The following is a 17,849-nucleotide window of genomic DNA, read 5'->3' as shown; positions in this document are numbered from 1 at the left end:
GGTGTCGTGACGTCGTGGCGTAAGGCGTCGTCCTGGTGTAAGGCGTCGTCCTGGTCCAATTAGTTGCGCGACGGTTTTGACGCCACGATGTCGTCGGCCTTGACCCATCCGGGCGTGCCGACGGCGAAACGGGTTTTCGCGCGCGTCGCAAGCTCGCGGGCGGTCTTGTTGTCACCGCGCAGATAAGCGGCCTGTGCCGACGCCAGATCTGCCTCGGCATAGTCTCCCTTCCGGCCATAGGCCATCGCGAGCTGCATGTAGCCGAGAGCGGCCTCCGGTTCCCGTGCCACCGCGGCGCGGAGAATCCGAACGGCGTCGTCGGTGTAGGCCTTATTATCGGACCCAACCAGCGCCTGCCCAAGTAACATCTCGATGAGGGGGGCGTTGTTCGAAAGTGCGACAGCCTTGCGCAGGGCAGGGATCGCCTCGGCCGGCTTGCCGCCCTCCAGCAGGGCCTGGCCGCGCACCTCGTAAAAATACGCATTGTTGGGCTGGACCTGAATCAGCGCGTCGATCTGGGCGAGCGCACTGCGCAAATCCCCGTGCAGATAGGTGCTGATGGCGCGGGCATAGCGCGCCGGCATGCTGTCGTTGGTCAGGGGATAGCGGCGGTACACCGTCTCCGGCCGCTCCATGAAGGCGGATATCTTGGCGCGCACCATATCATGGCGGAGCTGGAGCGCCGGATCGTCCTTCTTGTCCCAATAGGGGCTGGCGCTGGCGAACTCCTGGAGTGCAGCGACGCGCTCGGCGGGCATCGGGTGCGACTGGAGATAGGGATCGGCGCCGCGCGCGGCGAACAGGCTCTCGCTGGTGAAGCGCTTGAACGTCTCGTACATGCCCTTCGGCGACTGCTGGGTCGCAGTCAGGAATTTCACGCCGGCGCGGTCGGCGTTCTCCTCCTGCTGACGCTGATAGGACAGGAGCGTGCGGCGGATCATCTCCTGCGGGCCGGCGATGGCGGCAGCTCCAGCATTGGCAAGGCCGTTGTTGCCGGCGCTGCTGCTGCCGCGGGTGCTGCCCACCGCGATCGCACCGGCGCCGAGCAGCATCGCGATGATCATCTGGGTCTGGGCGTTGGCGAGCTGCTCGCGCAGCTTGGACAGATGGCCGCCGGCCAGATGCCCGGTCTCGTGCGCGAGCACGCCGATGATCTGGTTCGGCGTCTCCGACTGGAGGATCGCGCCGTAATTGACGAAGATGCGGCGGCCGTCGGCGACGAACGCGTTGAACGAGCCCTCGTTGACGATCACCATCTGGATGTTCTGCTTTTCGAGACCGGCGGCGCGCAGGATCGGGCGCGTGTATTCGCGCAGCAGTTGCTCGGTCTCGGTGTCGCGCAGCACCGGCGGCCCCTTGGCCTGCGCATGCGCGGCCGAGAACGGCGTCAGCGCGATCGCAGCCGCCGCGACGAGGGCGGTGAGGGCGGTGGCCTTCTTGCGCAATGCGATCTGGAGCAACATCAAGCGGTCTGGGTCAAACGGTCTTGGTCAAGCAGTTTTGGTCAAGCAGTTTTGGTCAAGCAGTTTCGTGATTGGTTTTGGCGATTGGCGGCGGACCGGATACGCGATATGCCCTTATGAGCCGTACCCCTTATGAGCCGTACAATGCGGCCAGTCTGGGGCGCAAGCGCCCCGTTTCCCGGACCGGACGGACCGGTCCGCCAGCGAAATAGCAGAAATCGATGCACGATGCGATATTGAGGAACCGGTTGGGGCAGTGGCTCGAGCCCTCCCGCCGCAGCGATGTTCCCCCGTTCATGGTGATGGACGTGATGGCCGCGGCGGCCCGAATCGAGGCGGCCGGGGGCCATGTCATCCACATGGAGGTCGGCCAGCCCGCTGCCGGCGCGCCGACGACCGCGATTGCGGCCGCCCATGCGGCGCTCGGGGCAGGGCGGATCGATTATACCTCCGCACTCGGCATCCCCAGCCTGCGCGAGCGCATCGCGCGGCATTATCGCGATGCCTATGGCTGTGACGTCAGCCCCGAGCGGGTCGTGGTGACCACCGGCTCCTCCGGCGGGTTCATTCTGGCTTTCCTGGCGATGTTCGAGCCGGGCGACCGCGTCGCCGTGACGGTGCCCGGTTATCCGCCGTACCGTCATATCCTCACCGCGCTCGGCTGCGAGCCGGTGCTGATCGAGACCACGAACGAGACGCGCCATGCGCTGACCGGCGAGGCGCTGCTGGCCGCCCATCGCAAGGCGCCGCTGAAGGGTGTGCTGGTCGGCAGCCCCGCCAATCCGACCGGGACGATGATGTCCCGCGAGGCGCTCGCTGGCCTCATTGCGGCAGCGGAAGACGCTGGCATCCGCTTCATCTCGGACGAGATCTATCACGGGCTCGACTACGCGTTTCCCGCGGTGACGGCGGCGGCGCTGTCGGACCACGCCCTCGTGATCAACTCGTTCTCGAAGTATTTCTGCATGACGGGCTGGCGCGTCGGCTGGATGGTCGTGCCCGAGCTTCTGGTGCGGCCGATCGAGCGGCTCCAGCAGAACCTGTCGATCTCGGTGCCGTCGCTGTCGCAGATCGCGGCAGAGGCCGCCTTTGACGGGGCGGCCGAGATGGAGGAGATCAAGCACGGCTATCAGGAAAACCGGCGCATCCTGATCGAGGGATTGCCCAAGGCCGGCCTGACCAGGTTTCTGCCGGCCGATGGCGCCTTCTATCTCTATGCCGACGTGTCGGACTTCACCCCCGACAGTTTCGAGTTCGCCAAACAGATGCTGGAGCAGGCCCACGTCGCGGCGACCCCGGGCCTCGACTTCGATCCCATTCATGGTCGTTCATTCATACGGCTCTCTTATGCGCGTTCGGCAGGGGAGATGCAGGAGGCAGTTGACCGGATCGCCCACTGGCTTAAATAGCCGCCAGTTTTCGATAGCCTCCGGAGTTCAACTTTGTCTGACCCTTCCCTCCCGTCCGCCGCCGCGCCGCATTCTCTTCTCGCCGCATTGATGTGGCCGATCCGGCCGGGTGAAACCGTCGGCGCCTTGCGCGCCTTGGTGCTGATTGTGCTCGGCACCGCCTTGATGGCGCTGTCAGCCAAGGTGAACCTGCCGCTGCCTTACGTCCCCATGACATTGCAGACGCTGGTCGTGCTGATGATCGGCGCCGCCTATGGCTGGCGCCTTGGCAGCGCAACCATGATCGCCTACCTCGCCGAGGGCGCGATGGGCCTGCCGGTGTTCGCCGGCCCGGTCGGTGGAATTGCACCGCTGGTTGGCCCGACCGCGGGCTATCTGTTCGGCTTCATTGGCGCCGCCTTCGTCACCGGCTGGCTCGCCGAGCGCGGCTGGGATCGCAGCGTGGTGCTGCTGTTTGCGGCAATGGCCGTCGGCCACATCGTCATTCTGGCCGCCGGGTTCGGCTGGCTGGCCTTCGGCATCGGTCTTGGCATGTCCAAGGCATGGCAGGTCGGCCTGATGCCGTTCATCGCGGCCTCGCTGGTCAAGAACGCGCTTGGCGCGACGTTGATGCCGGCTGCGCGCCGGATCGTCGATCGCGGATAAAACGCGCAATAACGAGCAGTTCCAATTGACAGGGCCGGCCAAGTTGATCTTGGCTGACCCGGCGTTTTGAGGGGGAGTGAAACAATGACAACGACAACGATGGCGGGGGCGCCGGTCGCGCCGACCGCTGCCAAGCCGTGGTATAAAGTACTCTACGTCCAGGTGCTGATCGCGATCGTGCTCGGCGCCATCGTCGGCTGGCTCTGGCCGTCAATCGCCACCAACGAATGGATCAAGGCGCTCGGCGACGGCTTCATCAAGCTGATCAAGATGGTGATCGCGCCGATCATCTTCTGCACCGTGGTCTCGGGCATCGCCCATATCCAGGACGCCAAGAAGGTCGGTCGCATCGGCGTCAAGGCGCTGGTCTATTTCGAGATCGTCTCGACCTTCGCGCTGGTGATTGGCCTTATCATCGGCAATCTGGTGAAGCCGGGTGCGGGCTTCGGCAGCGCCGCCGCCAACGCGCAGGCCGTCGCCAACTACGCCAAGCAGGCCGAAGGCCAGAAGTCGGTCGACTTCGTGCTGCACATCATTCCGGACACCGTCGTCGGCGCCTTCGCGCAAGGCGAGATCCTGCAGGTGCTGCTGTTCTCGGTGCTGTTCGGCTTCGCCGTCATGGGGCTCGGCGAGCGCGGCCACACCATCCGCAGCTTCATCGACGACGCCGCGCATGCCGTGTTCGGAGTCATCTCCATCGTGATGCGCGCGGCGCCGATCGGCGCCTTCGGCGCGATGGCCTACACCATCGGCAAGTTCGGCACCGGCGCGATCCTCAACCTGGTCGGCCTGATCGCGACGTTCTACGTTACCGCGGCGCTGTTCGTGTTCGTCGTGCTCGGAATCATCGCGCGCGTCGCCGGCTTCTCCATCTTCAAGTTCCTCGCCTACATCAAGGACGAGCTGCTGATTGTGCTCGGCACCTCGTCCTCGGAAAGCGCGTTGCCGTCCCTGATGGAAAAGCTCGAGCGCCTCGGCTGCTCCAAGTCGGTGGTCGGCCTCGTGGTGCCCACGGGCTATTCGTTCAATCTCGACGGCACCAACATCTACATGACGCTGGCAACGCTGTTCATCGCGCAGGCGCTCGGCTTCGATCTCACCTTCGGCCAGCAACTCACCATCCTGGTGGTGGCGATGCTGACCTCGAAGGGCGCTTCCGGCATCACAGGTGCTGGCTTCATCACGCTGGCGGCGACGCTCGCCGTGGTCGATCCGCGCCTCGTGCCGGGCATGGCGATCGTGCTCGGCATCGACAAGTTCATGAGCGAGTGCCGCGCGCTGACCAATCTGTGCGGCAACGGCGTGGCCTGCGTGATCGTTGCCTGGTGGGAGGGCGAACTCGATCGCGACAAGCTCAACGCCAACCTCGCCAGGCAGATCGATCCGACCGACATGGAGACGGCGGTCACGACGGACTGATCTGCAAGCTGTCACCGACGGCGCGCCGTCAGGTCTTGAAATAACAGGGCTGGTCGAGATCCTCGATCAGCCCTTTTTCTTGCGGCACCCAGCCCAGCAGGGCGCGGGTCTTGGCGCTCGAAGTCGGGACATCGACGCCCGCGAATTGCGCGAACCAGCCGAAATGCGCGGGCGCTTCCTCCGGCGACTTCGAAACCACGGGCACGCCGAGCCTTCGGCCGATCACCTCCGCAATCGCCTTGAACGGCACGCCTTCCTCGGCGATCGCGTGATAGCGCTTTGTGGTTGCGCCTTGCTCCAGCGCCAGCCGGTAGACACGCGCGGCATCAAAACGATGCGCGGCCGGCCAGCGGTTGCTGCCGTCGCCGACATAGGCAGCCACGCCTTTTTCGCGCGCGAGGTTGATCAGGATCGGAACGAAGCCATGATCGCCCTCGCCATGCGTGGACGGCGGGAGACGAACCACGGCTGCGCGGACGCCGGCCAGCGACAGCGCGGCCGATTCAGACACGCGCGGAAAGCGGTGCGCCGATTCATCCTCCTCGGTTGCAAGGCGCCCGGGCGCGAGCAGCGCCACGCCTGACGTGACGATGAGAGGGCGGTCGGATCCCTTGAGTTCTTCGCCGATCGCGAGGATCGCACGGCGGTCGAGTTCGCAATTGTCCAGGAATTTGGAGAAGTCGTGGTTGAAGCCGAGGTGCAGGACGCCGTCCGCTGCGGCCGCGCCGCCGCGCAAGGACGCATGATCCTCCAGGGAGCCGCGATGGACCTCGGCGCCCATCGCGGCGAGGGCGGCTGCGCCGGCATCGCTGCGGGCAAGGCCGGTAACGCGGTGGCCGGCGGCAATGAGGTCCAAAACGACGGCGGAGCCGACGAAGCCGGTGGCGCCGGTGACGAAAACACGCATGAGTCATCTCCAGGGGTTGGTGGAGACAACCATCTGCGCTAGGGTTATCCGGGTAAAGTAGTGATATTATCGGGGTATAATAGCTAACAGGATGAGCGAGAGCGCGACAGCTGAGAACCTCCTGGGGACCTACCTCAAAGACCGCCGCACCCGGCTCGATGCCGCGGCGTTCGGTTTCGCCGGCAGCCGCAGGCGTACGCCCGGGCTGCGCCGCGAGGAGGTGGCGCAGCGCGCCAATATCAGCCCGACCTGGTACACATGGCTGGAGCAGGGCCGCGGCGGCGCGCCGTCGGCCGACGTGCTCGACCGCATCGCGCGTGCGCTGATGCTGACTGATGTCGAGCGCGAGCACCTGTTCCTGATCGGTCTCGGCCGCCCGCCTGAGGTGCGCTATCGGGCGAACGAAGGCGTCTCGCCGCGGCTGCAGCGCGTGCTCGATGCACTCGAAGTCAGCCCGGCCCTGGTGCGGACCGCGACCTGGGACGTCGTCGCCTGGAATCGTGCCGCAAGCGTGGTGCTGACCGACTACGGCGCGATCCCGCCGGGACAGCGCAACATCCTGCGCTTCATCTTCTGCGATCCCAGGGTGCGCGCCGCCAATCAGGACTGGGACAGCGTGGCGCGGTTCGTCGTGGCCGCCTTCAGGGCCGACGCCGCGCGCGCAGGCGCAGTCTCGCATGTCGCCGATTTCGTCGATGAGCTCTGCCGCACCAGTCCGGAATTCGCGGCGCTCTGGCGCGACAACGACGTGCGCCATCATGGCGACGGCACCAAGCGGCTGCGGCACCCCGTTCACGGCACGATGTCGTTCGAATATTCGAGCTTCAATGTCGAGGGCCGCTCCGATCTCAGCATGATCGTCTACAATCCGGCGACGCCTGAAGATGCCGAGCGGATCAAAAGGCTGCTCGCCGGGCACGCCGACTGACGGATTTCTCGAGCTCGCGCGTTTAACCCGCATCTCGGACCTCGAAGGGATGGGTGGTATCGTGGGCAATGCGGCTGTGAATCCGATTGTGTCGCAAGCGGCGGAGCACTTTGCGGCGGGGCGTCCGGACCAGGCGGATGCACTCTGCGCGGCGGTTCTGAAAGCCGATCCGGATCACGTCCCGGCGCTACATCTGGCCGCTGTCGCTGCATTCGTCGCCGGCCGCGCGGCTGACGGCGCCACGCTGCTCGGCCGCATCTTCAGCGTCGATCCCGATCACGCGCCGGCGCTCGTCACGTTCGGCGATGCGTTGGCTGTGAAGGGCGAGCAGTGATTTGCACTGCATATTGCGGTGCTCAATTTTCGGTAGCGCGCTGGCCGACCGCATACACATGGCACGCTGTGCCGGCGCTGTTGCTTTGGCATTCCGCGATGGACTTGTCGCGCGCTTCCGTGACAGTCCGGCTGGCGGAAGCGAGGCCGCAACCTCCCTTGTCATCGATGGCAAATGCCTTGGTGTCGCTGCGAATGGCCAGGTAGACGGAAAGCGCCCTCTGGCAGTCGGACGAAAGATCCGCCGGTGGTGGAAGCGCGGCAGGCTCCGGCAGACTGATCGTTACCGCGGTCGCAGTTTAAGCTCGGCAAGGAATGGCTCGACGGTAGGAAGCCAGGTGTCCGCCACGTCCCTTATGATGAGGTCATGGCCGTCTGTTCCAAAAGGCGGCAGGATGTGCAATCGCGCTGGCGCGCCGCCGGCCGTGTATGCGGCGAGCATCTGATGCGCCAGCTCGGGGCCATATGATTGATCATTTTCGGCGTACAGCCAGAGCGCGGGCACGCGGGTGGTGCGGCCAAGCGCTTCCACCGTACCGACGAGACGATCGGGGCCGCAGGCATCGCCCGGCTTGGCCATCGAGTGTCGACCGCCATCGAAGTTCAGAATGCCCACCACTATGGGCTAGAACCGCTCCGGCCGGTACGGCGTCGGATCGATCGTGGGCGTCTCGCCGCTCATCATCTCGGCGAGCAGGCGTCCCGTCGCGGGGCCGAGCGTAAAGCCCTGGTGGCCGTGGCCAAAATTCATCCAGAGGCCGGGATGGCGCGGGGCAGGGCCGAGCACCGGCAGCATGTCGGGCGTGCAGGGGCGGGTGCCGAACCATGGGTCGGGCTCGACGCGCCTGCCGAGGTCGATCAGCTCGCGCGCGGAGGCTTCGGCGCTGGCGAGCTGCACGGGCGTTGCAAGCGCGTCCAGGCCGGTCAACTCCGCGCCGGTGGTGATGCGGATGCCCTTCGCCATCGGACCCATGGCGTAGCCGCCGGCCTTGTCGACCAGCGGCAGATCGAGCGACGCGCCGCCGCTGTAATGCATGTGATAGCCGCGCTTGCGCACCAGCGGAATGCGATAACCGAATTTGTGCAGGAGATCGGGCGACCACGGCCCGAGCGTCACGACGGCGTGGGCGGCGTCGATGCGTCCAAGGTCGGTCTCGACCGACCAGCCGGTCGCGGTCTGCTGCAAGGTCTGGGCATCGCCAAGCACAATGGTGCCGCCGAGGCGCTCGAACAGATCGGCATAGGCCGTGACCAGCGCGCCGGGATCGGACACGGTCCAGGTGTCGAGCCAATGGACCGCGCCGGGCAGATCGTCGCGCAGGATCGGTTCGGCCTTGGCGAGCTCGGCGCCCGAGAGCGCCCGAAACCTCACGCCGAATTCGCGCTGATCTTCTTCCGCCGCCTTGACGGCGAGATCGAACGAAGCTGCGTCGCGATGCAGATGCCGGTATCCCGCGCGGCGGATCAGATTGTCGGCATGGGCTTCGCGAATGAGGATGTCGTGCTCCGCCGTCGCGTAGGCGATCAGTCGCGCCCAGGCGTCGATCGCCTCGCGATGCCGCTTCGGCGCCGAATGCCACCAATAGCGGAGCAGGGGCTCGATATGGAGATGCAGCGACGACAGGCTGTAACGCACGTCGTTGGTGCGGCCGGTCGCGATCTTCAGGAGCGTGGCGATGTCGCGCGGCATCGGATAGGGGCGGACCGCTTCCGCCTGGATCATCCCGGCATTGCCGTAGCTGGTCTCGCGGCCCGGCTCCCTGCGGTCGATGAGCGTGACGGACCAGCCGCGCTGCTGGAGGTGCAGCGCAGCGCTGACGCCGATCATGCCGCCGCCGAGTACGATCGCGCTTTGCATCGGGGGAAGTTCTCCTGTCAGGCCGCCTGCGGGGCGAGCTTCGGCTCGGCCGTGTTGATGGTTGCGGCAACCACGACGGACAACGCCGTCATCGCCACGAGGAAGCCGAAGGCGGCATCGAACGATCCGGTTCCGGTCACGATAAAGCCGATGGCGACGGGTGCGACGAAGCCCGCGCTCTGGCCGCCGAGATTGACCATGCCGATCCCGGATCCGATCTGGTCGTCGCGGAGCAGCTTGGTCGGAAGCGCAATCACCGAGGCCAGCACGAAGGATTTGAAGAAATAGACCACCGACTGGTAGGTGATCAGCATCGCGATCGTCTCCGCCTTGTACATGGCGTAGAGGAAGATGCCGGTCAATGCGGAGGCGCCGATCAGCAGATACTTTTCGCGCTCGGCGAAGAACGTCGTCATCACCCAGCCGCCCATTGCGGTCGCAATGGTCGCCATCACGAACGGGATCGGCGCCACCACGCCGACGGTCTTGAGGTCGAGCCCACGCTGCTGAAGCAGATAGAGCGGCATCCAGGAATCCAGGCCCTTGTTGACGCAGCTGAGGCCGAACCACACCACCATCAGCTGCCACAGCAGCGGATTCTTCATGAGCTCGCGCATCGGCGCACGCTTCTCGGCCTTCGCAGCCGCGCCTGCCACGGCCTCGCCCGGACGTCGCAGATACGGAACGAAGACGAAATAGGCCACCGCGAAGACGATGCCGGCAATGCCGATCGTGTTGAAGGCATGGCGCCAGCCGAGCCAGAGGATCAACGGCGCCATGATCAGCGGCGCGACCATGCTGCCGGCATAGTTGGAAGACAGCAGCAGGGCCGACATCTTCGGCCGGCTGTCCTTCTTGAACACTTCCGCGACGGCGCGGATGCTCGCCGGCGGGAAGCCGCCCTCGGCGATGCCGAAAATGAAGCGGATCGCGATCAGCGAGGTCAGCGACCAGGCAAGGCTCGTGAAGGCCGTGAACAGCGACCACATCACGATGGTGATGATCACCACGTATTTCGAGCCGAAGCGGTCGGAGAGCCATCCGCCCGGCACCTGCATCGCGGCGTAACCGAGGAAGAACGAACTGATGATGATGCCGAGATCTGCGGCCTGGAGGTTGAAGTCCTTGCCGATCTGCGCCAGCGCCAGCGAGATCGCCGCGCGGTCGACATAGGAGATGCAGTAGGCGAGATAAAGCAGGACGAATGCGACGACGCTGGTCCTCCTCGGCAATTCCGTCATCCTCGTCTCCGTTGCGCCGGCGGTGCTGCTAGGGCTGGCTTCGGGTCATTCCCAAGTCAGGAATCCGGGTGCGGCCGACAGCGGCGGCGCCGCGGCAAGCCGCGCCAGATCGGGCGCCGGCCGGCACAATTGCGCGTCGCCGGCGAACGCCGCTTCGAGGCTCGCGGCCACCGAGAGCACGGCGGCGTCGCCGCCACGCGGACCGACGATCTGGAGGCCGAAAGGCAGCCCGGCTTCGTCGAGGCCGAGAGGAATGCTGATCGCAGGATGGCCGGGAAGCGTGACGGCATAAGCGAGCGCGAGCCAATGGAAGTAGGATTTCGTAGGTACCCCGTCGATCTCCGCGGGATGGGGCTCCGACCACGGCCGCGGACTGAGCGTGATGGTCGGGCTGATCAGCACGTCGCAGCTTTCGAAGAAGCTTTGCCAGGCGCGATAGATCCGTGTCTGCGTCGTTGCGGCGCGCGCGTGATCTTCCAGCGTGTAGCCGAGGCCCTCCTCGACATTGGCGCGGACATTGGGGCCGAGCATCTCGGGCCGCTCTTTGTAGTTCTTGCCGTGTGTCGCCAGGAACATGCCTGCGCGCAGCACGGCGAAGGCGTCGTCGGCGCCGGAGCAATCCGGCGTCGCCTCGCAGCATGCGGCGAAGAGCGGTGCAAGCTTGCCCACGCGGCGACGGAACACGCGCCGGATCGCCTGCTCGGTCGGGGCGAAACCAAAGTCCTCGGTGAAGGCGAGGCGCAGCTTGCCGAGTTCGGCGGGGCGCGGGGTGGCCCAGCGCTCGGCGCGAGCGCGCAAGGGCTCGCCGGGCAGCGTATAGGCGAGCGGATCGCGGGCATCGTCGCTCGCCATCACCGACAGCATCAGCGCGGTGTCGGCGACATTGCGAGCCATCGGCCCGTCGGTCGACAAATTGGACCAGCCGAAGATGCGCTTCTCGCTGGCCACGAGGCCGTAGGACGGGCGCATGCCGACAATGCCGGCGAAGCCCGCCGGATTGCGCAAGGAGCCACCGGTGTCCGAGCCGGAGGCGAGCGGGACCATGCTGCAGGCGAGCGCCACCGCCGAGCCGCCGGAGGAGCCGGCCGCCGAGCGCAGGGGATCAAAGGGATTGCCGGTCGCGCCGAACACGGGGTTGCGGGTGTTGCCGCCGGCCGCCCATTCCGGTGTGTTGGTCTTGCCGAAGATGATGGCGCCAGCCGCGCGCAGCCGCGCGACCGAGGCTTGGTCCGCGACCGGGACGTTGTCCCTCAGCAACGGGCTGCCATAGGTGGTGCGCAGGCGAGCGGTATCCTGGGTGTCCTTGATGAGAACGGGGAGCCCGTGGAGCGCGCCCCGATCCTCGCCGCGGAGGATGGCGGCCTCGGCTTCCCTGGCGGCGGCGCGAGCGCCGGGCTCGTCCAGCGTCACGACGGCGTTGACGGCGGGATTGACGGTGGCGATCCGCGACAGGCAGGAATCCAGCAGCTCGACGGGCGAGATTTCCCGGGCGGCCAGGCGGCGGCGCAGCTCAACGGCACTGGAATCGCAAAGTTCGGACAATGCCAACCCCTTTCAAATTTTGAAAACGATTTAGCATATCGGAAAGTGGAGACCGCGCATCAATATTCGTCAGATATGGCTGATTCATGCGCAAATGCTGGTGTTCTTGCCCAAGCGGCGACCAAATGACCCAACCCAGGATCGACTACCGCCGAAAAGATTAGATGGATCGGTCAACAATTTTTCCGCCGCCGTGGTAGCCTTGCTGCATGAGCGAAATCATGACGACGCCGGAGGGCGCCAATTCCCAGCTCGGCCAATGCCTCAAGGCTGCCCGTCAGGCCCGCGGCCTGACGCTCAAGCAGGTGGCGGAGCGGACCGGCATGGCGCTGTCGACCCTGTCCAAGGTCGAGAACGGTCTGATGTCGCTGACCTATGACAGGCTGCTCCAGCTCACCTCGGGCTTGAAGATGGAGATCGCCGAGCTGTTCAATCCGGCGCCCCCGCGTCCGGAGCAGAGCCGGCCGGTCACGGCCCGACGGAGCATCAGCCGGGCCGGGCAGGGGCAGGTGATCACGACCGGCTTCTACACCTACACGTATCAATGCACCGATCTGATCGGCAAACGCATGGTGCCGATCCTGGCCGAAGTCCGGGCGCGCTCGCTGGAGGAGTTCGGCCCGCTGCTGCGTCACGCCGGCGAGGAATATTTTGTGGTGACGAGCGGACGCGTCGCCGTCCACACCGAGTTCTACGCGCCGGAGATCCTGGGCGAGGGCGACGGCATCTATCTCGACAGCACCATGGGCCACGCCTACCTCAACGCCGGCGATGCGCCTTCTGCGAAAGGAGTCTGCCTCTGCACCAGCGAGGCGCCTGATCTCTACGATCAGCTCCGCCGGATCGCATCGCGCGACATGGCGCCGATCGAGGACGATCCGCCGTCGCACTGAAGTCGATAAAGAGAGCGCGAAACGGAAAACGCCCGGCCAAGGCCGGGCGCTTTTGATTGGGGCTCGTCTATTCGCCGCCGCCGAAGCGGCGCGACCACCAGCCGGCGCGGCGCGGTGCGGCTGACGTTTCGCTTGCCGCTTCCGGCGCGGGCTCCGGAGCCGGCGCGGGCGGGGCAACCGGTTCGATGGTCTGCGCCGCTGGCTCGCTCTGGCTGCTCGACAGGAAGCTCACCTTTTCCCGAACCGTAGAACGGCGTCGTGCGGCCTTGTCGTCGGCGGGCTCTTCGTCCGCGGCAGCAGGAGCAGGCTGGGCCGCTGCCTCAATCCGTGCCTCGGCGCGTGGCTCCGGCTGGGTGACCTGAGGTTCTGAGGTGTGCTCGGCCTGCGCGATCGAGGGCGCAGCCTCGCCGCCAAAACTGTCGAAATCGGCGACTGCGTCGGTCGCTTCCGACGGCGCGCTGGCGGCGAGCTCGTCGCCGATGGAGCCGGCGAGACCTTCCTCGCCAGGACCGCGCCGGCGGCGTCCGCCACGGCGACCACGCCGGCGGCGACGGTCGGCGCTGCCCTGCTGCTCGCCGCGGGCTGCCTGTTCCTCGCCTTCCTCGCCGTCCGGCTCGGCCTCTGCATCCTCTTCGCCTTCGCCGGCCGTCACGGCCGTCTCGGCTATAGCGGGAGCGCCATCCTCGCGCGGCTCCTCGTCACGCTGGCCACCACGGCCACGGCGGCGACGGCGACGCTTGCGGCGCTGGCCGTCCTGCTCGGAAGCGGCGTCGCCTGCAGCCTGCTCCTCGGCGAGACCTTCGGTCTCCTCGGTCTCGACCTCGGATTCGGTCTCCGGATCGAACTCCTCGTCGTCATAAGCTTCTTCGGCCAAGGGCGGCGGGCTTGCTGCCGCCTGCGCCGCCAGCAGAGCCTTGGCGGCTTCGAGCGTATGCACCTGCTCGCCGCGGTCGATGACATAGGCCTGCGGTCCGCTGACGCTCGCGTCGGCGATGACCGCCAACGTGACCTTGAAGCCGTTCTCGAGATCGCGCAGATGGCCGCGCTTGTGGTTCAGCACATAGAGCGCGACATCGGTGCGGGTGCGGACCACGAGATTGTGGGTCGCGCCCTTCATCAGGATCTCTTCGAGGCCGCGCAGCAACTGGAGCGCAACCGAGGACACCGAGCGCACATGGCCGGTGCCGCCGCAATGCGCGCAGGGATCGGTCGAGGACTCCAGCACGCTGGCGCGGATGCGCTGGCGCGACATCTCGAGCAGGCCGAAATGCGAGATGCGTCCGACCTGGATCCGCGCGCGGTCCTGCCGGAGGCAATCGGACAGCTTGCGTTCGACCGCGCGATTGTTGCGCTTCTCGTCCATGTCGATGAAGTCGATGACGATCAGGCCGGCGAGGTCGCGCAGCCGAAGCTGACGCGCGACCTCTTCGGAGGCCTCGAGATTGGTCTTGAGCGCGGTGTCCTCGATATGATGCTCGCGCGTCGAGCGTCCGGAGTTGACGTCGATCGAGACCAGCGCTTCGGTCTGGTTGATCACGATGTAGCCGCCGGAGCGCAACTGCACGGTCGGCGAGAACATCGCGTCCAGCTGGCTTTCGACGCCCATGCGCGAGAACAGCGGCTGACCGTCGCGATACTGCCTCACCGCGCTCACGTTGGCGGGCATCAGCATCTTCATGAAGTCGCGCGCTTCGCGGTAGCCGGATTCACCGGCAACTGAGATCTCGTCGATCTCCTTGTTGTAGAGGTCGCGCAGCGAGCGCTTGATCAGCGAGCCTTCCTCGTAGACGAGGGTCGGGGCCTGCGACTTCAGCGTCATGTCGCGCACCGTCTCCCACATCCGGATCAGGTACTCGAAGTCGCGCTTGATCTCGGGCTTGGTGCGGGCGGCACCCGCCGTGCGCAGAATGATCCCCATGCCCTCGGGCACGTCGAGATCCTGCACCACTTCCTTCAGGCGCGAACGGTCCTGCGCGCTCGTGATCTTGCGGCTGATGCCGCCGCCGCGCGCGGTGTTCGGCATCAATACGGCGTAGCGGCCGGCGAGCGAGAGGTAGGTCGTCAGCGCCGCGCCCTTGTTGCCGCGCTCTTCCTTGACGACCTGCACCAGCATCACCTGGCGGCGCTTGATGACTTCCTGGATCTTGTACTGGCGGCGTGGACGGAAGCTGCGCTCCGGCACTTCCTCCAGCACATCGTCGCCGCCGACGGATTCAACGACGTCCTCTTCGGCTTCCTCGTCGTCTTCGTCTTCGTCGTCGTCCTCGGCCATCGCTTCGGATTGGTGATGCGGAGCCTCGGCGCGCTCGCCGGCGGCGTACACGGCGTCGGCTGGTTCGGCCGCCGATGTCACGGCTTCGGCGAGATCCTCGGCGTATGCTTCGGAGGCAACCTCCTGCGGCCCGGCAACGGCCTCGGTGGCGACCGCGGGCTCGGCGCCGATTGCTGCGACAGGCGCTGGCGTCTCGTCGGCATGGTCGTGATGATCGTGCTCGCCGTGACGACCATGGTCGTCATGATCGTGGGCGTGATGATCGTCACCATGGGCATGATGATGGTCGTCGTGCCCATGTCCTTCATGACCATGTCCCTCATGATCATGTCCTTCGTGATCATGTCCTTCGTGGTCGTGATGATCATGGCCTTCGTGCTCGCCGTGATGCTCCGCGCCGGCGTGCAGGTGCTCGCCCTCGTGCGAAGCGCCCTCGGGCAGCGCTTCGCCCTGGACCGGCTGGGCCGCGGGATCGGCGCCTTCGACGATGTCGCTGCGGACGCGTTCGCCATGACTACGGCGGCGGGAGTTGCGGTGGCGCGAACGGCGGCGGCCGTGGGAGCGATTCTCGCTCTCTTCCTCGGCCTCGCGATGGGCCTGCTCCTCGGCTTCGATCAGTGCCTGCCGGTCGGCAACCGGGATCTGGTAGTAATCGGGATGGATTTCGCTGAAGGCGAGGAAGCCGTGGCGGTTGCCGCCATATTCGATGAAGGCGGCCTGGAGCGAGGGTTCGACCCGGGTGACCTTGGCGAGGTAGATGTTCCCGCGTAGTTGCTTGCGTTGCGCGGTCTCGAAATCAAACTCTTCGACGCGATTGCCGCGGACCACGACGACCCGGGTCTCTTCCGGGTGGGTTGCATCGATCAACATCTTGTTGGGCATGTCTTAACTCTTGGCGGCGGCGGGCGCTATTCACCGTGGGCGCCATCAGCGCTGCCGGGTGACGCGACGGTCCACCTGATTCGGGGGTGAGGGGAAGGCCGAAACGCCGTCTCTCGCGCGTTGCCGAACCGGAAGCCGGAAGACCAAAGTGGCGCGCGGGATTGTTACTCCGCAGCGTCGCGAATGGTCCTTCAGAATTGGTCGGCACAGTCTGGCGCATCAAGCGTCGGCCCGTATGAAACATTGGGCGGCGGGGCCGCCCCTCAATCAGTTGCTGCTGGCCAGGCATGGCGCGAGCGCGCTCGCCTTGGGTATTACGAACCGCTCCCTTGGGATTAAGGGACCGGGTAACGGGTTGCGCCGCTGTCAGAACGTCCCGGAAACGTGGTGGTAACCGGGGACCGTCCGCCGCCGGGGCTTTGCCCCGCTCCACCTCGCTGCCGCGCACCGCGCTGGACTTAGAGGGGAACGGAAAAACGCTGGAATTCCCAAACCTTGAGAGTTCCGGCGCTGCACCGGGAGGCTGAATGCGACACAGCCGGAAATATCGGCCGTCAGCATTCCGTACATACGTGGATTGGGCCATCCGTGCAAGGAGCGTCGCACGGCGGTCACAGTCAGCGAATTTCGCGCATCTGTCATTAAGGATCGTTTAACCCTGTGGTTCTATTGCCTTAAAAAGGCTGCTCGGAGGCACGGAATCGGTGGCGAGCCGCGCAAATCAAAGGGTCTTGCTGGGATGCGTGCTGCTGTGCGCCGCGGCATTGCCATGTGCTGATTCCTCGCGCCTGAAGGCAGCGGAAAGTCAGGCCCAACCCTCTGTTGCAGCAGCGAATTTCCCAACCGCCTCAGCCGCCCGGCTGGCCGGTGACGGCAAGCAGACGCGCTTTATCCTCGACATCGACCAGACCGTTACCTTCCGCGCCGTCACCTTGGCTGACCCGTATCGGGTGGTGGTCGACGTCCCCCAGGTCAATTTTCAACTCCCCGCGGGCACCGGGGCCGGGGGGCGGGGACTGGTCAAGGCCTTCCGCTATGGGCTGGTGATGCCCGGCGGATCCCGAATCGTGTTCGACCTGACGGGTCCGGCCAAGATCGCCAATTCCTATGTGCTGGAGGCCGCCAACGGTCAGCCGGCCCGGCTCGTGCTCGAACTGGAGGAGGTCGACCGCGCCGCCTTCGTGCCGTCGCTCGCTCCGGAAAACCGTCCTGAGCTGCGGCCCGCAATCGCCGATCCACCGCTCGCGACGGTTCCCGCATCTACACCCGCTGAAGCCGGGCAGCAGAAGGCCGATGGCCGTGCGGTGGTCGTGATCGATCCCGGCCATGGCGGCATCGACAATGGCACGCAGTCGAGCGGCGAGAGCGAGAAGAACCTGGTGCTGGCCTTTGGCCTGGCGCTGCGCGAACGGCTGGAAAAGACCGGCAAATATCGCGTGGTGATGACGCGGGACGACGACACCTTCATCCCGCTCAACGACCGGGTCAAAGTCGCCCGCAGCCTCAAGGCGGCGTTGTTCGTCTCGATCCACGCCGACGCGCTACCGCGCGCCGAGGGCGATGCGCAGGGCGCGACGATCTACACGCTGTCCGACAAGGCCTCCGACGCCGAGGCGCAGCGGCTGGCGGATGCGGAAAACCGGGCGGACGCCATCGCCGGCTTCAACCTCGCGGAGGAGCCGACCGATGTCGCCGACATCCTGATCGATCTCACCCAGCGGGAAACCCGCACATTTTCAAGCCGTTTTGCCCGACTGTTGATGGGCGAAATGAAGTCGACGGTGCGGATGCACAAGCATCCCCTGAAGTCGGCCGGCTTCCGGGTCCTGAAGGCGCCCGACGTGCCGTCGGTGCTGGTCGAGATCGGCTATGTCTCCAATAAGGGCGATCTCGATCATCTGGTCTCCGAGGGCTGGCGGTCGCGTGCCGTGGGTTCGATGGCGCAGGCGATCGAGGGCTTTTTGGCCAAGCGGATAGCCACGGCCGGGTCGTCGAACTGAGAGGGGATTTTCCGTCCCGCCGCAAAAGCCCTAGTTTGGCCACAGCGGGCGCTTTAT

General features: G+C 65.9%; 14 protein-coding genes. 7 read left to right on the top strand and 7 right to left on the bottom strand.

Going from position 1 to position 17,849, the window contains the following annotated elements; genetic code table 11:
• Nucleotides 1–59 precede the first annotated feature (59 nt).
• Nucleotides 60–1,463, bottom strand: coding sequence for a M48 family metalloprotease (locus QCM77_RS25475; protein WP_279685358.1), 1,404 nt, complete (start codon nt 1,461–1,463; stop codon nt 60–62).
• Nucleotides 1,464–1,684: 221 nt separating this feature from the next.
• On the opposite strand from QCM77_RS25475, the gene QCM77_RS25470 reads away from it, so the two are divergent.
• From QCM77_RS25470 to QCM77_RS25460, 3 genes are all read left to right on the top strand, one after another.
• The gene (locus tag QCM77_RS25470; protein WP_279685356.1) at nt 1,685–2,872 is read left to right on the top strand and encodes a pyridoxal phosphate-dependent aminotransferase; all 1,188 of its coding nucleotides are present in this window, start codon (nt 1,685–1,687) and stop codon (nt 2,870–2,872) included.
• Between the two features lie 90 nt (nt 2,873–2,962).
• Nucleotides 2,963–3,517, top strand: a complete 555-nt coding sequence (locus QCM77_RS25465; protein WP_279685387.1) for a biotin transporter BioY — start codon at nt 2,963–2,965, stop codon at nt 3,515–3,517.
• An 84-nt stretch (nt 3,518–3,601) separates the two neighbouring features.
• Complete coding sequence (locus tag QCM77_RS25460) at nt 3,602–4,936, top strand: dicarboxylate/amino acid:cation symporter (protein ID WP_279685355.1); 1,335 nt, start codon at nt 3,602–3,604, stop codon at nt 4,934–4,936.
• Nucleotides 4,937–4,964: 28 nt separating this feature from the next.
• Here QCM77_RS25460 and QCM77_RS25455 read toward each other — a convergent pair whose 3' ends face one another.
• A complete protein-coding gene (locus QCM77_RS25455; RefSeq protein WP_279685353.1) occupies nt 4,965–5,843 on the bottom strand; it encodes an SDR family oxidoreductase in 879 nt (292 codons plus the stop codon).
• A gap of 91 nt (nt 5,844–5,934) precedes the next feature.
• Between QCM77_RS25455 and QCM77_RS25450 the strand changes: the two genes are divergently transcribed.
• Nucleotides 5,935–6,771, top strand: coding sequence for a helix-turn-helix transcriptional regulator (locus tag QCM77_RS25450; protein ID WP_279667856.1), 837 nt, complete (start codon nt 5,935–5,937; stop codon nt 6,769–6,771).
• 49 nt (nt 6,772–6,820) lie between these two features.
• Nucleotides 6,821–7,105, top strand: a complete 285-nt coding sequence (locus QCM77_RS25445; RefSeq protein ID WP_279685352.1) for a tetratricopeptide repeat protein — start codon at nt 6,821–6,823, stop codon at nt 7,103–7,105.
• A gap of 282 nt (nt 7,106–7,387) precedes the next feature.
• On the opposite strand, the gene QCM77_RS25440 is transcribed toward QCM77_RS25445, so the two are convergent.
• Genes QCM77_RS25440 through QCM77_RS25425 form a run of 4 tightly spaced genes read right to left on the bottom strand, consistent with a single transcriptional unit; the run spans nt 7,388 to nt 11,745 of the window.
• Nucleotides 7,388–7,723: a hypothetical protein gene (locus tag QCM77_RS25440; RefSeq protein ID WP_279685350.1), complete on the bottom strand. Its 336-nt coding sequence runs from the start codon at nt 7,721–7,723 to the stop codon at nt 7,388–7,390.
• Nucleotides 7,724–7,729: 6 nt separating this feature from the next.
• The gene (locus QCM77_RS25435) at nt 7,730–8,962 is read right to left on the bottom strand and encodes an NAD(P)/FAD-dependent oxidoreductase (protein WP_279685349.1); all 1,233 of its coding nucleotides are present in this window, start codon (nt 8,960–8,962) and stop codon (nt 7,730–7,732) included.
• 17 nt (nt 8,963–8,979) lie between these two features.
• Nucleotides 8,980–10,203, bottom strand: coding sequence for an MFS transporter (locus tag QCM77_RS25430; RefSeq protein ID WP_279685348.1), 1,224 nt, complete (start codon nt 10,201–10,203; stop codon nt 8,980–8,982).
• A 45-nt stretch (nt 10,204–10,248) separates the two neighbouring features.
• Complete coding sequence (locus QCM77_RS25425; RefSeq protein ID WP_279685347.1) at nt 10,249–11,745, bottom strand: amidase; 1,497 nt, start codon at nt 11,743–11,745, stop codon at nt 10,249–10,251.
• 209 nt (nt 11,746–11,954) lie between these two features.
• Between QCM77_RS25425 and QCM77_RS25420 the strand changes: the two genes are divergently transcribed.
• Nucleotides 11,955–12,638, top strand: a complete 684-nt coding sequence (locus QCM77_RS25420; protein ID WP_279667861.1) for a helix-turn-helix domain-containing protein — start codon at nt 11,955–11,957, stop codon at nt 12,636–12,638.
• Nucleotides 12,639–12,705: 67 nt separating this feature from the next.
• Here QCM77_RS25420 and QCM77_RS25415 read toward each other — a convergent pair whose 3' ends face one another.
• Nucleotides 12,706–15,792, bottom strand: a complete 3,087-nt coding sequence (locus QCM77_RS25415) for an Rne/Rng family ribonuclease (protein WP_279685346.1) — start codon at nt 15,790–15,792, stop codon at nt 12,706–12,708.
• Between the two features lie 704 nt (nt 15,793–16,496).
• Between QCM77_RS25415 and QCM77_RS25410 the strand changes: the two genes are divergently transcribed.
• Nucleotides 16,497–17,792, top strand: coding sequence for an N-acetylmuramoyl-L-alanine amidase (locus QCM77_RS25410; RefSeq protein ID WP_279667863.1), 1,296 nt, complete (start codon nt 16,497–16,499; stop codon nt 17,790–17,792).
• Nucleotides 17,793–17,849 lie beyond the last annotated feature (57 nt).

The organism is Bradyrhizobium nivariense (assembly GCF_029846695.2).
Taxonomy (GTDB): Bacteria; Pseudomonadota; Alphaproteobacteria; order Rhizobiales; family Xanthobacteraceae; genus Bradyrhizobium.
This window is presented reverse-complemented; position numbering and strand designations above follow the sequence as displayed.

What these genes read in the sequence shown, in the direction of transcription:
- QCM77_RS25475 (WP_279685358.1), bottom strand. Translation starts at nt 1,463, where the DNA reads ATGTTGCTCCAGATCGCATTGCGCAAGAAGGCCACCGCCCTCACCGCC.
- QCM77_RS25470 (WP_279685356.1), top strand. Translation starts at nt 1,685, where the DNA reads ATGCACGATGCGATATTGAGGAACCGGTTGGGGCAGTGGCTCGAGCCC.
- QCM77_RS25465 (WP_279685387.1), top strand. Translation starts at nt 2,963, where the DNA reads ATGTGGCCGATCCGGCCGGGTGAAACCGTCGGCGCCTTGCGCGCCTTG.
- QCM77_RS25460 (WP_279685355.1), top strand. Translation starts at nt 3,602, where the DNA reads ATGACAACGACAACGATGGCGGGGGCGCCGGTCGCGCCGACCGCTGCC.
- QCM77_RS25455 (WP_279685353.1), bottom strand. Translation starts at nt 5,843, where the DNA reads ATGCGTGTTTTCGTCACCGGCGCCACCGGCTTCGTCGGCTCCGCCGTC.
- QCM77_RS25450 (WP_279667856.1), top strand. Translation starts at nt 5,935, where the DNA reads ATGAGCGAGAGCGCGACAGCTGAGAACCTCCTGGGGACCTACCTCAAA.
- QCM77_RS25445 (WP_279685352.1), top strand. Translation starts at nt 6,821, where the DNA reads ATGGGTGGTATCGTGGGCAATGCGGCTGTGAATCCGATTGTGTCGCAA.
- QCM77_RS25435 (WP_279685349.1), bottom strand. Translation starts at nt 8,962, where the DNA reads ATGCAAAGCGCGATCGTACTCGGCGGCGGCATGATCGGCGTCAGCGCT.
- QCM77_RS25430 (WP_279685348.1), bottom strand. Translation starts at nt 10,203, where the DNA reads ATGACGGAATTGCCGAGGAGGACCAGCGTCGTCGCATTCGTCCTGCTT.
- QCM77_RS25420 (WP_279667861.1), top strand. Translation starts at nt 11,955, where the DNA reads ATGAGCGAAATCATGACGACGCCGGAGGGCGCCAATTCCCAGCTCGGC.
- QCM77_RS25415 (WP_279685346.1), bottom strand. Translation starts at nt 15,792, where the DNA reads ATGCCCAACAAGATGTTGATCGATGCAACCCACCCGGAAGAGACCCGG.